Genomic DNA, 14708 nt, shown 5'->3' with positions numbered 1-14708 from the left:
GAGCCCGGACGCACTCCCCGAGGAGGTAGTTCGATGAAGATTGCGATGGTGTCCGAGCACGCGAGCCCGCTCGCGACGCTCGCCGGTCGCGACGCAGGCGGGCAGAACGTGCACGTGGCCGCGCTGGCGGAGGGGCTGGTCCGACGTGGCCACGTCGTCGAGGTCTACACCCGGCGAGACGCGCCGGAGGCGCAGCAGCCAGAACGGATCCGGATGGATTGCGGAGTCACTGTCGTGCACGTCCCGGCGGGACCGCAGGCGCGGCTGCCCAAGGACGAGCTGCTCCCCTTGATGGACGACTTCTCCACCTGGATGCGTCAGGACTGGGCGACCCACGGACGACCGGACGTCGTGCACGCCCACTTCTGGATGTCCGGCATCGCGGCACTTCGTGCCTGCCAGGCGGTGGGTGTGCCGATGGTCCAGACCTTCCACGCCCTCGGCAGCGTCAAGCGGCGGCACCAGGGTGCTGCCGACACGAGTCCCCGGATCCGACCCGAGGTCGAGCGCTTGGTGGCCAGCGGAGCTGACATCGTCGTCGCGACGTGCTCGGACGAAGTCACGGAGCTGGAGCGGATGGGGGTCTCCACCGAGCACGTCCGGGTGGTGCCGTGCGGGGTCGACACGGACCTGTTCTGCCCGGGTGAGGAGACCGTGGCCGACGCCGGCCCGACTCTTCTGACGGTGGGACGGCTGGTGCCCCGCAAAGGGATCGACACCGCGGTGCGCGCGCTGGCACGGCTGGCCAGAGGTGAGCTGCTGGTGGTTGGTGGACCGGACGCCGGTGAGCTGCAGGATGATCCCGAGGTGAAGCGGCTGACCGAAGTGGCCCTCGAGCACCGGGTGAACGACCGGGTGCGCTTCGTCGGCTCTGTGCCGCACCACGAGATGCCCGCTCTCTACCGTGCTGCCGATGTCGTGCTCGCCACTCCGTGGTACGAGCCGTTCGGGATCACCCCCGTGGAGGCGGCGGGCTGCGGGGTCCCCGTGGTGGGCAGCGCGGTCGGCGGACTGTTGGACACCATCGTCGACGGTCGGACGGGTCGACTGGTGCCGCCCCACGACGACCGGGCCGTGGGCGAGGCCGTTGCCGCCCTGCTCGCCGAGCCGGAAACGGCGCGAAGCTGGGGCGGGCACGCACGCCGCCGAGCGGTGGAGAAGTACTCCTGGCACCAGGTTGCGGCACGGACCGAGGACGCGCTGCACGAGGCGGTTCGGCGCGCCGATCGCCGGAAGCGCCCGGGCCGGCAGCATGCGAGCCGCGACTGGGTCCGGCAGCACCGGCGCGAGCTCACGACCGGGATGGCCGCCCTCGAGGGCCAGGCAGACCTGCTGGAGTCCTGGGGAGCCCGGCTGGCCGACATCCTCGCCGACGGCGGACGGCTGCTCGCGGCGGGCAACGGCGGCAGCGCCGCGGAGGCGCAGCACCTCACGGGCGAGCTGGTGGGCCGCTTCCTGGACGAGCGACGGCCACTGTCCGCGGTGTGCCTGTGCTCCGACACGTCCTCGCTGACCGCGATCCTCAACGACTACGGCGCCGACGAGGTGTTCGCGCGGCAGGTGGAGGCGCACGGACGGCCCGGCGACGTGCTGATGCTCTTGTCGACCAGCGGCCGCAGCCCCAACATCCTGGAGGCCGCCCGCAGGGGCCGGAGCGCGGGATTGCAGGTGTGGGCGATGACGGGTGGCGCTCCCAACCCGTTGGCATCGCTCGCCTCCGAGGTGCTGGTCATCCCGGCCCGGTCGACGGCAGCGGTGCAGGAGGTGCAGCTCGCTGCCGTCCACGGCCTGTGCGCGGCTCTGGATGCCGCGCTGGAGCGAGACGCGGCCGGCAGTGCCCCTGCACGACTCGAGGTCTCGGCGTGAGCTCCCGCCCCGCCCAGCGCCGGATCGTGGTGGTGGGTGACCTGCTCCTCGACCGGGACGTCACCGGCAGTTGCGAGCGGCTGTGCCCGGACGCGCCGGCACCGGTCCTCGATGTCTCCGACACCTGCTCGGGCCCTGGCGGAGCGGGCCTGGCGGCGTTGCTCTGCCGGCGGTCCGGCGCAGCGGTGACCCTCGTGGCGCCTGTCGCCGACGACGCTGCCGGGGAGCAGCTGCGGCGCGCGCTCGAGGCTACGCAGGTCACGCTGCTCGGGCTAGGGCACCAGGGCCCGACGCGCACCAAGACCCGCATCCGGTCCGGAGCGAGCTCACTGGTCAGGATCGATGAGGGCGGCCCCGGGACTCCGACAGGCGTGGTGCCGCCGGCTGTCGCCGAGGCGATCACCGAGGCCGACGTCGTAGTCGTCTCGGACTACGGTGCCGGCACGACCGACTTCCCGGCGATCCGCGAGCTGCTGGCGGGCCGGACCGGCGCCGGGCAGCTGCATGGTCGGCAGACGACCACGATCTGGGACCCCCATCCCCGCGGCGCCCCGCCCGTGAGGGGGTGCACGGTACTCACCCCCAACCTCGCTGAGGCGCGTGCCGCCGCTGGGCACGAGGGCCACCCGGCTGACCTCGCGATGACTCTGCGCCGGACGTGGGGCGGCTCGGCGGTGTGCGTCACGGCCGGTGCCGATGGCGCGTGGTTGGCCACCGGCGCCGACCACGCGTGGTTCGTTCCCGCACCTGTCGTCCGGGACGGCGACTCCTGCGGCGCCGGCGACTGCTTCGCCGCCACGGCCGCCGTCTCACTGGCCGGTGGCAGCACGCTGAGCCAGGCGATCCAGATATCCGTTGAGGAGGCCAGCAGCTGGGTGAGGAAGGGCGGCACCGCGGCCTACCGCGACAGCACCCGCGACACCTCGAGCGGCGTCGCGACCGACGAGGAGGCCTCGGGAGTCGTGGGGACAGCGGCCTCGGGCCCGTCCCGGTTGGCCCGCGTGCGGCGGGAGGGCGGCACGATCGTCGCGACCGGTGGCTGCTTCGACGTGCTGCACGCCGGGCACGTCGGCGCGCTCGAGGCGGCGGGTCGGCTGGGCGACGCGCTCGTCGTGCTCCTCAACTCGGACGCGTCGGTGCGCCGGCTGAAGGGGCGCGGCCGGCCGGTCCAGTCCCAGGCGGACCGCGAGCGGGTGTTGCGGGGGCTGCGTGTGGTCGACGAGGTGCTCGTGTTCGACGAGGACGACCCACGGGTCGCGCTGGCGGACCTGCGGCCGGACGTCTGGGCCAAGGGCGGCGACTACGACGGCTCGTCGATGCCCGAGGTCGCCGTGATGAGGGAATGGGGCGGACGCGTCGTGCTCCTGCCCTACCTCGACGGCCGTTCGACCACCCAGTTGCTCCGACGCCACCACGAGGGTGAGCAACGCCCTCGCGTGCACACCTGAACGCCGGCGGCCGGCGCTCCCGTGATCGGAGCGGGCGACTGGCTCAGGCCGATCCGCGGGCCACCGCAGCGTTGAACCGGTCGGCGAAGGTGCGCACCACCTCGAGCAGCTCGGGGGAGTCGACGACGGTGAACTCGACGTCCAGCCGGGCAAGGGCAAGGGCCATTGTCTGCAGGCTCTCGGCGCCGAGGTGCAGGACGCAGCTGCGGTCGTCGATCGGCTCGACCGCCCCCTCCGCGGAGGTGATCTTGCCCTCGAGGTCTCGGGCCGGCGCCCGCAGACGGACGGTGGCGCGATGTCGCCACACGTGTCCCGGAAGGTGCTGCGCGACATACGCCGCGACGTCCTCGGTGGGGAGCTCACGAGGACTGAACCGTGGTCCGGTGGGCAACCGGGGGTCGATCCGGTCCACGCGGAAGACCCGCCAGTCACCCTCGTCCACGGCGAAGGCCAAGAGATACCAACGGTGCTGGCGGTTGACCAAGCGGTAGGGCTCGACGTCATAGGTGGTGCCGGCGCCCTGCTCATCGGCTCCCACGCGGTCCTCGGGATAGCGGAAGCGGAGCCGCTCGCGGCTGTCGCACAGCCCGACGAGCACCGTGAGCAGGGTCGGGTCCACCATCGGCATCGGATGGTTGCTGGGCAGCGGGACGGTGTAGCGGCCCAGGTTGTGCACCCGGATCCGCAGCCGCGAGGGGAGGGTCTGCTCCAGCTTCGCCAGCGCGCGGACCGACGTCTCCTCCATACCCCCGATGATGCAGTTGACCCCGGTGCGCAGGCCGACCGCGACGGCGATCGCCTCGTCCGGGTCCAGCAGCAGCGGTGGCAAGGAGGCACCCCCTGACCCGAGCCGGTAGCCCCCCTCGCCGCCTCGAGTGCCCTCGACGGCGTAGCCCAGCTCCCGCAGCCGCTCGATGTCGTGGCGCACCGTCCGCGCGCTGACCCCGAAACGCTTCGCCAGCTCACCTCCCGACCAGGCGCGCGGCGACTGGAGCAGTGACAACAGGGAGAGCAGGCGCACTGCGGTTTGCGACATGTTGACACTGTGGCATGCGTTGAGGAACCCATTGTGCCTAATCGGCTCCTAGCGTGGCGGAACAACACCTCTCGGGGAGTACCGCCATGCCTGACCACGCCACGTCATCGTTCGCCATCCCGCTCTACCCGCGCCGCCGCGGCCGATTACCCTGTCACGAGCAGGATCCGGAGATCTTCTTCGCCGAGCGCCCGGCCGTCCTCGACAGGGCCAAGCAGGTGTGTGCGTCCTGCCCGGTGCGCACGCCGTGCCTGGACGGCGCACTCGAACGCGGGGAGCCGTGGGGCGTGTGGGGTGGCGAGCTCTTCGAGCGCGGACGGGTGATCACCTTCAAGCGGGCCCGGGGCCGGCCACGCAAGTCCGACGTGGCCTGAGCCGGGCGAGCGCGCCGCCGGGGAGCGGCCGTCATACATCAATCCCGACCGACGGGGTAGAGCCCTATCGTGCCCACAAGTCGATCGGACCTGTCGTTCCCACCGCAGGTGTTGCGGGAGTACGCCCTGCTCGCCGACGGCGAGCGGGGAGCCGTCATCGGCCCGCGGGGCGACGTGGTGTGGATGTGCCTGCCGCAGTGGCACGACGACGCGGTGTTCTCGGCGCTCATGGCCGGCCCCGGCTCCTACGCGGTCACCCCGGCCGACCCGGACAACGTCTGGGGTGGCAGCTATGAGGACGGCACGCTGATCTGGCACAGCCGCTGGGTGACGCGGGACGCGGTCATCGAGTGCCGCGAGGCCCTCGCCCACCCGGGAGACCCGGACCACGCAGTGATCCTGCGCCAGATCCGTGCCCTGCACGGGCGAGCGGTCGTCGACGTGCAGCTCGACGTGCGTCCACACTTCGGCAAGGAGCACATGACCGACCTCCACCACGACTCTGGCGTGTGGGAAGGCCGTTGCGGCAGCATGCGATTCCGGTGGAGCGGGGCGTCTCACGCCCGGCGTGGCAAGGCTGGCGCGCTGCGGCAGACGATCGAGCTGGACGAAGGAGACCGGCACGACCTGGTGCTGGAGCTCGGGGAGTCGTTGTCGGACGAGCCGGTCGAAGCGTCGACGGCGTGGGCGGCCACGGAGCACGCGTGGACCCTGGACGTGCCCGACATGGACAGCAGCATCGCCCCCCGTGACTGTCGTCAGGCGTATGCCGTGCTGCGTGGCCTGACCAGCTCCACCGGCGCCATGGTCGCGGCGGCAACGATGGGCCTGCCCGAGCGCGCCGACGCGGGACGCAACTACGACTACCGCTATGCGTGGATCCGCGACCAGTGCTACGCCGGTCAGGCCGTCGGCTCGCTCGGCCCCCTGTCGCTGATGGACAAAGCGGTGCAGTTCGTCACCGAGCGGGTGCTGGCCGACGGCCCGAAGCTGCGGCCGGCCTACCGGATCGACGGAACGCACCTGCCCAAGGAACGCGACGTCGGCCTGCCCGGCTACCCGGGCGGCGTCGCCAGGGCCGGCAACTGGGTCAACAACCAGTTCCAGCTCGACTCCCTCGGCGAGGGGCTCCTGTTGCTCGCCACCGCCGCCGGACACGACCACCTCGACACCGAGCACTGGAAGGCCGTGCAGGTGCTCGTCGACGTCATGGAGAAGAAGTGGCGAGAGCCGGACAACGGCATCTGGGAGCTCGCGCCGAAGCGGTGGGCCCACTCCAGGCTGATCTGTGCCGCCGGTCTGCGGACCATGGCCCAGCACGCACCCCCGCCCGACGCTTCACGGTGGCTCGGGTTCGCCGACCAGATCGTGGCCGACGCGGCCTCGGACTGCGTCACCGACACGGGGCGATGGTGCCGGGCCCCGGACGACGACCGGGTCGACGCAGCCCTGCTGCTGCCGGCCCTGCGCGGCGCCGTGCCGTCGGACGACCCGCGCAGCGTCGCCACCTACGAGGCGGTCGGGCGTGAGCTCGGTCGTGAGGGGCTCATCTACCGGTTCAGCCAGGACGCGCGGCCCCTGGGTGACGCCGAGGGAGCCTTCATACTCTGCGGATTCGTCATGGCCATGTCCGCACAACAACAGGGCGACGAGCTCGCAGCGATGCGGTGGTTCGAGCGCAACCGCACCGCCTGCGGGTCGCCGGGACTGTTCACCGAGGAGTTCGACATCGAGCAACGTCAGCTGCGGGGCAACTTCCCCCAGGCCTTCGTCCATGCGCTCATGCTCGAGGCCGCGCACCGACTCAACACACCAGGAGGACGTCTTCCATGACGCAACACCAGCCCCAGACCATCGTCGTGACCGGTTCCAGCGGCGGCATCGGCCGCGCCAGCGCGATCGCGTTCGGCCGACGTGGCGACCGGGTGGCGCTGTTGGCCCGTGGACGCGCCGGGCTGGAGGGTGCGGCACGCGAGGTGGAGCAGGCCGGAGGCACTGCCCTGATCGTGCCCACTGACGTCGCGGACCACGACCAGGTCGAGGCCGCCGCCCGCACCGTCGAGGAGCACTTCGGAGAGATCGACGTGTGGGTCAACGTGGCGTTCACCTCGGTCTTCGCGCCGGTCTGGGAGATCACGCCCGAGGAGTTCACCCGGGTCACGCAGGTGACCTATCTCGGCTTCGTCTACGGCACCATGACGGCACTGCGCCGGTTCAAGCCACGAGATCGCGGCACGATCGTGCAGGTCGGTTCCGCGCTCGCCTACCGTGGCATCCCCCTCCAGTCGGCCTACTGCGGAGGCAAGCACGCCATCCAGGGCTTCAACGAGGCCCTGCGCTGCGAGCTGCTGCACGAAGGCAGCAACGTCCACACCACGATGGTCCAGATGCCCGGGACCAACACCCCGCAGTTCCGTTGGGTGCTCTCCCGGCTGCCGAAGAAGGCCCAGCCCGTCCCCCCGATCTACCAACCCGAGGTCACCGCCAAGGGAGTCCTGTATGCCGCGGACCACCCGAAGCGTCGCGAGTACTGGGTGGGTGGCAGCACGGTCGGCACGTTGATCGGCAACGCCATCGCCCCCGGCGTCCTCGACCGCTACCTCGGCAAGACCGGCTTCTCCTCCCAGCAGACGAAGGAGCCACGTGACGAGGACCGCCCGGTCAACCTGTGGAACGCCGCGGACGAGGAGCGTGACTACGGCACGCACGGTGCGTTCGACGACATCGCGAAGTCCCGGTCCTACCAGTTGCACGCCTCGCAACACCACGGGCTGCTCGGCGCGGCCGCCGCCGCCGGTGTGGCGGGGCTGACGACCGCGCTCGCCAGGAGGCGTTGATGGCGACGGCCGCGGGCGCGCTCGAGGGCGCGCGGACGGCATACGGGCTGTCGCTGCTCACTCGCCCAGGTGCGATGAACAAGGCGCTCGGCGGGCGGATGGTGCTGCAGGGAGGGGCAACCCTCTGGGCCGATGACGAACTGGCCCATGCTGGAGGCGGTCTCGTCGATGCCCTGCATGCGGTGAGCATGGTCGGCCTGGCCGCCGTCTCATCGACGCACCGACGCGAGGCCCTGCACGCCGCACTGACGGCCACGGGGTTCGCCGCAGCGGAGGCGTTCGTCTGGCTCCTGTCCCCCTGAGCCGGGGCTCAGGATGTCGAGCCTGCCCGGCAGGCACCGCACTGACCCGAGAGGGCGATGTGACCGGCGTCGAGGACGAAGCCCGACTCGTCCCGCAGCGACTCGGCGAGCGCCCGGAACGGCTGCTCCGGCAGGTCGATCACCCGACCACAGGTCAGGCAGTGGGCGTGCGGGTGCTCCTCGTCGACCAGGTGGTATGCCGTGGCGCCGTGACCCAGGTGGACGTGCTGCACCAGCCCCAGCCGGCTGAGGGTCTCCAGCGCCCGGTAGACGCTGGCCCGGTGCACGGTCGGGTCGATCGCCTTGACCTGTTCGACCACCGCCTCCGCGGAGAGGTGCCCGTCGCCGGCCAGTGCCTGCAGCACCACTCGCCGGGGTCCGGTCATCCGCTCGCCGGCATGGTGCAGCAGGTCGGCGGCGCGCTGCACCAGGACGTCGTGGCGCGAGGACTCGGCGGTCACCATGCCTCCAGTCTGCCCCAGTCCGCGGCCACCGACGCAGCCGCGGCTCGCGCCTCGGCCACTGCCCTTAGAGTGGCGCACGTGACCACTGAGTCGTCCGCACCGTCAGTCCATGCCACCGCAGTGGGCGACCCGGGCGACGCGCGCGCCACGATCGGCACGGTCGTGTTCCTGCACGGCCTCTTCGGCCGCGGCCGCAACTTCACCACGATCGCCAGAGCGCTGCAGCCGCAGTTCGGTTCGCTGCTCGTCGACCTCCCCGACCACGGCCGCTCGGCGTGGACCGACGACTTCAGCTACGAGAAGTTCGCCGACCTGGTCGCCGACCGACTGCGCGCCGACGTTGCCGCCGACCGTCCGGTGGACCTCGTGGGGCATTCGATGGGTGGCAAGGTGGCCATGGTGCTCGCCCTGCGCCACCCGGAGCTCGTCGACCGGCTCGTGGTGGTCGACATCTCGCCGGTGGCCGGCCGCGACCAGGGCGAGTTCGTGCACCTGTTGGACAGCCTCGCGGGCCTCGACCTGGCCAGGCTGGCCGAGCGGTCGGAGGCCGACCGGCTCCTGGCAGACCCGATCCCCGACGACCGGGTGCGCGGCTTCCTGCTGCAGAACCTCCGCCGCGGGACGGACGGCTTCAGCTGGCAGGCCAACCTGGATCTGCTGCGGCGCGACCTCCCTGAGATCGGAAGCTTCCCGGACGACCTCGACGGGCCCTTCGATCACCCGGTGCTGTGGGTGTCCGGTGAGCGGTCCCCCTACGTGCGGCCGGAGCACGAGTCGAGTATGCGACGGCTGTTCCCACGCACCTCGAAGGTGACGATCAAGGGTGCCGGCCACTGGGTGCACTCCGAGCAACCGCAGGTGTTCGCCTCCGTGCTCCGCGCCTTCCTGACCGACGGCCGCACCGTGCCGGCGTCCTGAGTCGAGAGCGACGACATGTCCACCGACGGCGCTCCGCTCTCGCTGCACCGGCCTCCACCCACGGTGAGCGACGTGTTGCCCTCGGAGCGCGTGCTCGACCTGTTCGCCGTCCCGGACGACCTGCGGTCGCTCCCCGGCGGTCAGGATGGGAGCGTCCTCGCGGGTGACCTGGTGCTCAGCCCTGGCCGGGACCCCCAGATCGCGGAGCAGCTCGACCCTCGACTGGCCCGGCTCGCCGCCCATCTCGACACCGCCTCGCGACGACGAAGCGTGCGCCTCGCGATGCCGATCCCCGCCCGCGACGGCACCTGGGTCGTGGAGGGCTGGTCGGCCAGCCGCTACGAGCCGGGAAGCCGCGACTGCGCCCACGTCGACGTCGTCCGCGCCACCGGCTCCCTCCTGCACGCCGAGCTCGCGCAGGCAGTCGCGGAGTGGCCCCTCGCGACGCAACCGCCGCGGCACCGATGGGACCGTGCGGAGCGGATCGCGTTCGGTGCCGGCTGCGTCGACCTTGCCGAATTCGCCGAAGCGCAAGCGGACCTGGCCCGCGAACTGCTCTCCGAGCGCACCGACGAGCCACTCGGGGCCAACCAGCTCGTCCACGGTGATCTGGCCGGCAAAGTCCTGCTGGACGCGGCCGACGCCCCGCTGGTGATCGACTTCGCGCCCTACTGGCGACCCGTGCTGTGGGCCGATGCCGTGTGCGTCCTCGATCTGGTCATGTGGGCGGGTGCGGACCCTCGCCTGATGCACGACTGGACGGGTGGAGCCCGCCTGCAGGCGATGCTGCGGGCGGCGCTCTTCCGGTTGCTGGCCGACGACGAGCCGGACGCGGCCCACGTGGACGCCTACCGCCGCGTGCTCCGTCCACTGCTGTGAGGGGACGACCGCCGCGGATGCCCGGTGACCGCGACGCTCACCGAAGCTCGCGCAGCAACGGCATGACGTCCTGGGTGAACTGGGTCAGGAACCGCTCCTGGTCGCCCCCGGGACCGTGGAAGACCAGGTGGTTCAACCCCGCGTCGACATACGGCTTGATCTGCGCCACGGCGTCCTGCGGGTCGGACGCCACGATCCATCGCTTGGCCACCTGCTCGATCGGCAGCTCGTCGGCAAGCCGCTCCATCTCGATCGGACTGTCCACCGTGTGCTTCTGCTCTGCCGTCAACGACAACGGCGCCCAGAACCGGCAGTTCTCCAACGCCCCCGACCGATCCCGGTCATACGACAGCTTCACCTCGAGCATCCGGTCGAAACCCTCCCCCGAACGGCCGCCGGCCACGAGACCCTCCTCCACCGCCGGCAGCAGCTTGTCGGTGTAGAGCTCCATCCCCTTGCCGCTGGTGCAGATCATCCCGTCCCCCGAACGGCCCGCGTACTTGGCCACCACCGGCCCACCCGCCGCCACATAGACCGGCACCGGTTGCTCGGGACGGTCGAAGATCGACGCATCCACCGTCTGGTAGAACTCCCCCTCGAAGCTCACGTGCTCCTCGGTCCACAACGCCCGCATCAGCCGCACCGACTCCCGCAGCCGGGCGAACCGCTCCTTGAACCCCGGCCACTCCCGACCCGAGACCGCGACCTCGTTCAGCGCCTCCCCGGTGCCCACACCCAGAAACACCCGACCCCGCGTCAGCAGCGACATCGTCGCGAACGCCTGCGCCACCACCGCCGGGTTGTAACGGAACGTCGGCGTCAACACGCTCGTGCCCAGCTGGATCCGGCTGGTCCGCTCCCCCACCGCCGCCATCCACGCCAACGAGAACGGCGCGTGCCCACCCTCGGCCCGCCACGGCAGGAAGTGGTCACTGACCGTCACGCTGTCCAGACCCAGCTCCTCGGCCCGCACCGCGAACTCCACCAGATCCCGCGGACCGAACTGCTCCGCCGACGCCTTGTAACCAATTCGCAGGCCCACCATGCTCCTTCGTCGTCGTTGAAGTCGACCGTATGCCGAGTGGCCCGGCGCGTCTAGCCGACCGCCACCTGCTCGGGCGCCTCCACCGTCGGCGCCGGACGACGTTCCCGCAGGCCCAGCAAGGTGATCGAGGCCACCACCACGGCGAAGCCGACCCACTGCGACCACGACAGGTCGGCCCCGAGGAAGGCCACGCCCACGAAGGCGGCGGTCGCCGGAAACGCCAGCTCCGCCAGCGTCGCTCGCGCCGCGGCAGTGGCCCGCAACCCGACGTAGTAGAGCCCGAGCGCGAACAGGCCCGGGACGAGCGCGAGCAGGATCAGGGCCGGGATGTTGCCCCAGCCCGGGGTGAGCGGCGCGCGCACCAGTGTTGCGACCACCAGAGCCGCCGGAAGTCCCCAGCCGAACCGCAGTGCGGTCAGCTCTCTCGGCCCGATGCTGTCGCTGACCATCCGGCCCAGCACGGTCCCGGCGCCCCACAGCGCCGCCGCGCCGATCGCCAGCAGCGCCGCCTGCAATGCCGCGACGCGCACCTGGAACGGGTCGGCGAAGGTCAGCAGCCACGCACCCACGAGCGCGGGCACGGCATACATCCAGTAGCCCGGCCGCAGCCGCTCGCCGAGCAACCACACCGCGAGCGCGATCGCAAACAGCGGCTGCAGCTTCTGCAGCACCAAGGGCGTCACGAAGTCGCCCGTCGCCGACGACACCTTGAACGCCTCGGTGAACAGTGCAGTCGCCACCGCCGAGGCCCCGATCCCGATCAGCGCGACCGCTACCCGGTCGCGCCACGAACAACGCGCGAACGCGCGCAGTGCCCCCGGCAGGAAGGGCAGCAGCACCAGCACCACGATCAGGTGTTCCCACAGCACCACCGTGGCGGGGTTGATCCGCTCCGCCAACGGCTGGCGCAACAACCCGTCGAGGCCCCACATCGCGGCGGCCAGCGCCACGAGCCAGGTGCGGTCGGTGCGGGCTGTGCTGTTCATCGGCGGTCCGTTCCGTGAGCTGGTGCAGAGAGGGACATGCCGAGACTACGCACCCGGGGCGGTGCGCAGGGCGCGGGGCGTGCTGGCTCTCAGCCTGCCGTGAGCTCGCGGGCGACCAGCTCGGCGATCTGCGCGGTGTTGAGCGCGGCGCCCTTGCGCAGGTTGTCACCGCAGACGAACAGGTCGATCGTGTTCGGAAAGTCGAGCGCCTGACGGACCCGTCCGACGAACGTCGGGTCGGAGCCGACCACGTCTGCGGGAGTGGGCCACTCGCCCTCGTCCGGGTTGTCGAGCACGACCACGCTCGGAGCCTCGACCATCGCGCGCTGGGCCTCCTTGACGCTCAGCGGCCGTTCGAAGGTCGCGTGCACCGCCAGCGAGTGGGTCGTGACCACCGGCACCCGCACGCAGGTCGCCGAGACCTTGAGGTGGGGCAGCCCGAGGATCTTGCGGGACTCGTTGCGCACCTTGAGCTCCTCCGAGCTCCAGCCGTCCTCCTTCGGCGACCCGGCCCACGGCACCACGTTGAAGGCGATGGGGGCGGGGAAGGGTGAGTCCTCGCCCAGCTTGTCGGACAGCAGCGCCCGGACGTCACCGGTGTGCTGCCCCACCTCGCGGTTGCCGGAGAGCACCTCCACCTCGTCGTAGAGCCGGTTGATGCCTGCCGTCCCCGCCCCCGAAACCGCTTGGTATGACGCGACAACCAGTTCGGTGAGCCCCCACCCCGCGTGCAGGGCACCCAGCGCATCCATCATGGTCAACGTCGTGCAGTTGGGGTTGGAGATGATGCCCTTCGGGCGGTTGCCCGCCTGGGCGGGGTTGACCTCGGGCACCACCAGGGGCACGTCGGGGTCCATCCGGAAGGCACCCGAGTTGTCCACGACCACCGCGCCGTGCTCGACGGCGATCGGCGCCCACTTTTTGGAGACCTCGTCCGGGACGTCGAACATGGCCACGTCGACGCCGTCGAAGACCTCGGCGGTCAGCTCCTGCACCACGACGTCCTCGCCGCGCACGCGCAGCATGCGGCCCGCTGACCGGGCCGAGGCGACCAGCCGGATCTCACCCCACAGGTCGGCGCGCTGAGACAGGATCGAGAGCATCACCGTCCCGACGGCGCCGGTCGCGCCCACCACGGCGAGGGTCGGCTTGGACTGCTCCTTGTCGTTCATCGTCCTGTTCCTCCGTAGACGACGGCCTGCCCCTCGGAGGAGTCGAGGCCGAATGCGGTGTGCACCGCGCGCACCGCGGTGTCGAGCTGGTCGTCGCGCGTGACCACCGAGATCCGGATCTCCGAGGTGGAGATCATCTCGATGTTGACGCCGGCGTCCGCCAGGGCGCGGAAGAACTGCGCGCTGACTCCGGGGTGGCTGCGCATGCCGGCGCCGACGAGCGAGATCTTGCCGATCTGGTCGTCATACAGCAGTGAGGCGTAGCCGATGGACTCCTCGTTGCGCTTGAGCGCCTGCACGGCCAGCTGCCCGTCGGCCTGCGGACAGGTGAAGGAGATGTCGGTGAGCCCGGTCTCGACCGCGGACACGTTCTGCACGATCATGTCGATGTTCAGCTCGGCCCCCGCGAGGACGTCGAACACCTCTGCCGCCTTGCCGGGGTGGTCGGGCACTCCGACCACGGTGATCTTGGCCTGGCTGCGGTCGTGCGCCACACCCGAGATGATGGGGTCTTCCACGGCTCCTCCTTCGCTGTCGTCGACGATCCGCGTGCCCTCGTGGTAGGAGAAGGACGAGCGGACGTGGAGCGGGACGTTGAATCGGCGGGCGTACTCGACGCACCGGAGCATCAGGATCTTGGCCCCGGACGCGGCCATCTCCAGCATCTCCTCGTTGGTGAGGCGGTCGAGCTTGCGCGCGGTCGGCACGATGCGCGGATCGGCGGTGAAGACCCCGTCGACGTCGGTGTAGATCTCGCACACGTCGGCCGAGAGCGCCGCCGCGAGCGCCACGGCCGTGGTGTCGGAGCCGCCGCGCCCCAGCGTGGTGATGTCCTTGCTGTCCTGGCTGACGCCCTGGAAGCCGGCCACGATCGCGATGTGCCCGTTCGCGATCGCGTCGGTGATCCGTCCGGGCGTCACGTCGATGATCCGGGCCTTGCCGTGGGTGGAGTCGGTGAGCACACCGGCCTGCGAGCCGGTGAAGGACCGGGCGCTGTCGCCCAGGTTGGCGATCGCCATGCTCACCAGGGCCATCGACATCCGCTCACCGGCCGTGAGCAGCATGTCCATCTCGCGGGCGGGCGGCAGCGGGCTGACCTGGTCGGCCAGTTCGAGCAGCTCGTCGGTCGTGTCCCCCATCGCCGAGACGACGACCACCACGTCATTGCCGGCCTTGCGGGTCTCGACGATCCGGCGGGCCACCCGCTTGATGCTGTCGGCGTCGGCGAGCGAGGAGCCGCCGTACTTCTGGACGACCAAGCTCACTCGGGGTCCTCGCGAAGTATCGGAGGCGGGGTGGCAGCGGAGCGGAGAACTTCGTGGGGTGTGGTCACGGGCGACGCTCCGGAGGGGATGACTGGTGGGGCGTCACCAGTGTAGGA

14 protein-coding genes are annotated in these 14708 nt (G+C 71.1%); 8 read left to right on the top strand and 6 right to left on the bottom strand.

Annotated elements, in window-relative coordinates; all coding sequences use genetic code 11:
* Positions 1 to 33 precede the first annotated feature (33 nt).
* Both FCN22_RS22085 and FCN22_RS04580 read left to right on the top strand, forming a co-directional pair.
* Positions 34 to 1866 carry a glycosyltransferase gene (locus tag FCN22_RS22085; protein WP_137120359.1) on the top strand — a complete coding sequence of 611 codons (1833 nt, stop codon included), beginning with the start codon at positions 34 to 36 and terminating at the stop codon, positions 1864 to 1866.
* Positions 1863 to 3314, top strand: a complete 1452-nt coding sequence (locus FCN22_RS04580; protein ID WP_137120358.1) for a PfkB family carbohydrate kinase — start codon at positions 1863 to 1865, stop codon at positions 3312 to 3314. Before FCN22_RS22085 ends, FCN22_RS04580 begins: the two co-directional genes overlap by 4 nt.
* Positions 3315 to 3357: 43 nt before the next feature.
* Here the strand turns inward: FCN22_RS04580 and FCN22_RS04575 are convergent, their stop codons facing one another.
* Positions 3358 to 4350 (bottom strand): helix-turn-helix transcriptional regulator, encoded by a 993-nt coding sequence (locus tag FCN22_RS04575; protein WP_137120357.1) that lies wholly within the window; start codon positions 4348 to 4350, stop codon positions 3358 to 3360.
* 86 nt (positions 4351 to 4436) lie between these two features.
* On the opposite strand from FCN22_RS04575, the gene FCN22_RS04570 reads away from it, so the two are divergent.
* The 4 genes from FCN22_RS04570 to FCN22_RS04555 all read left to right on the top strand — a co-directional run bounded on the left by FCN22_RS04570 (position 4437) and on the right by FCN22_RS04555 (position 7863).
* Positions 4437 to 4724: a WhiB family transcriptional regulator gene (locus FCN22_RS04570; protein WP_137120356.1), complete on the top strand. Its 288-nt coding sequence runs from the start codon at positions 4437 to 4439 to the stop codon at positions 4722 to 4724.
* A 69-nt stretch (positions 4725 to 4793) separates the two neighbouring features.
* A complete protein-coding gene (locus FCN22_RS04565) occupies positions 4794 to 6557 on the top strand; it encodes a glycoside hydrolase family 15 protein (protein ID WP_202911396.1) in 1764 nt (587 codons plus the stop codon).
* Complete coding sequence (locus FCN22_RS04560) at positions 6554 to 7561, top strand: SDR family oxidoreductase (RefSeq protein WP_137120355.1); 1008 nt, start codon at positions 6554 to 6556, stop codon at positions 7559 to 7561. Before FCN22_RS04565 ends, FCN22_RS04560 begins: the two co-directional genes overlap by 4 nt.
* Positions 7561 to 7863 carry a hypothetical protein gene (locus FCN22_RS04555; RefSeq protein WP_137120354.1) on the top strand — a complete coding sequence of 101 codons (303 nt, stop codon included), beginning with the start codon at positions 7561 to 7563 and terminating at the stop codon, positions 7861 to 7863. Before FCN22_RS04560 ends, FCN22_RS04555 begins: the two co-directional genes overlap by 1 nt.
* Before the next feature lie 8 nt (positions 7864 to 7871).
* On the opposite strand, the gene FCN22_RS04550 is transcribed toward FCN22_RS04555, so the two are convergent.
* A complete protein-coding gene (locus FCN22_RS04550; RefSeq protein ID WP_137120353.1) occupies positions 7872 to 8327 on the bottom strand; it encodes a Fur family transcriptional regulator in 456 nt (151 codons plus the stop codon).
* 78 nt (positions 8328 to 8405) lie between these two features.
* Between FCN22_RS04550 and FCN22_RS04545 the strand changes: the two genes are divergently transcribed.
* Entirely contained in the window at positions 8406 to 9245 is an 840-nt protein-coding gene (locus tag FCN22_RS04545; RefSeq protein ID WP_238384519.1) for an alpha/beta fold hydrolase, read from the top strand.
* Positions 9246 to 9260: 15 nt separating this feature from the next.
* On the top strand, positions 9261 to 10124 hold the full coding sequence (locus FCN22_RS04540) for an aminoglycoside phosphotransferase (protein ID WP_137120351.1): 864 nt from the start codon (positions 9261 to 9263) through the stop codon (positions 10122 to 10124).
* A 37-nt stretch (positions 10125 to 10161) separates the two neighbouring features.
* On the opposite strand, the gene fgd is transcribed toward FCN22_RS04540, so the two are convergent.
* The 4 genes from fgd to FCN22_RS04520 all read right to left on the bottom strand — a co-directional run bounded on the left by fgd (position 10162) and on the right by FCN22_RS04520 (position 14592).
* On the bottom strand, positions 10162 to 11166 hold the full coding sequence (gene fgd / locus FCN22_RS04535) for a glucose-6-phosphate dehydrogenase (coenzyme-F420) (protein ID WP_162308135.1): 1005 nt from the start codon (positions 11164 to 11166) through the stop codon (positions 10162 to 10164).
* Between the two features lie 53 nt (positions 11167 to 11219).
* Entirely contained in the window at positions 11220 to 12155 is a 936-nt protein-coding gene (locus FCN22_RS04530) for a DMT family transporter (RefSeq protein ID WP_202911395.1), read from the bottom strand.
* A gap of 89 nt (positions 12156 to 12244) precedes the next feature.
* Positions 12245 to 13327 (bottom strand): aspartate-semialdehyde dehydrogenase, encoded by a 1083-nt coding sequence (locus tag FCN22_RS04525; RefSeq protein ID WP_137120349.1) that lies wholly within the window; start codon positions 13325 to 13327, stop codon positions 12245 to 12247.
* Positions 13324 to 14592: an aspartate kinase gene (locus FCN22_RS04520; RefSeq protein WP_137120348.1), complete on the bottom strand. Its 1269-nt coding sequence runs from the start codon at positions 14590 to 14592 to the stop codon at positions 13324 to 13326. Before FCN22_RS04520 ends, FCN22_RS04525 begins: the two co-directional genes overlap by 4 nt.
* Positions 14593 to 14708 lie beyond the last annotated feature (116 nt).

The sequence above is a fragment of the Segeticoccus rhizosphaerae genome, assembly GCF_005222685.1.
Lineage (GTDB): Bacteria > Actinomycetota > Actinomycetes > Actinomycetales > Dermatophilaceae > Segeticoccus > Segeticoccus rhizosphaerae.
This window is presented reverse-complemented; position numbering and strand designations above follow the sequence as displayed.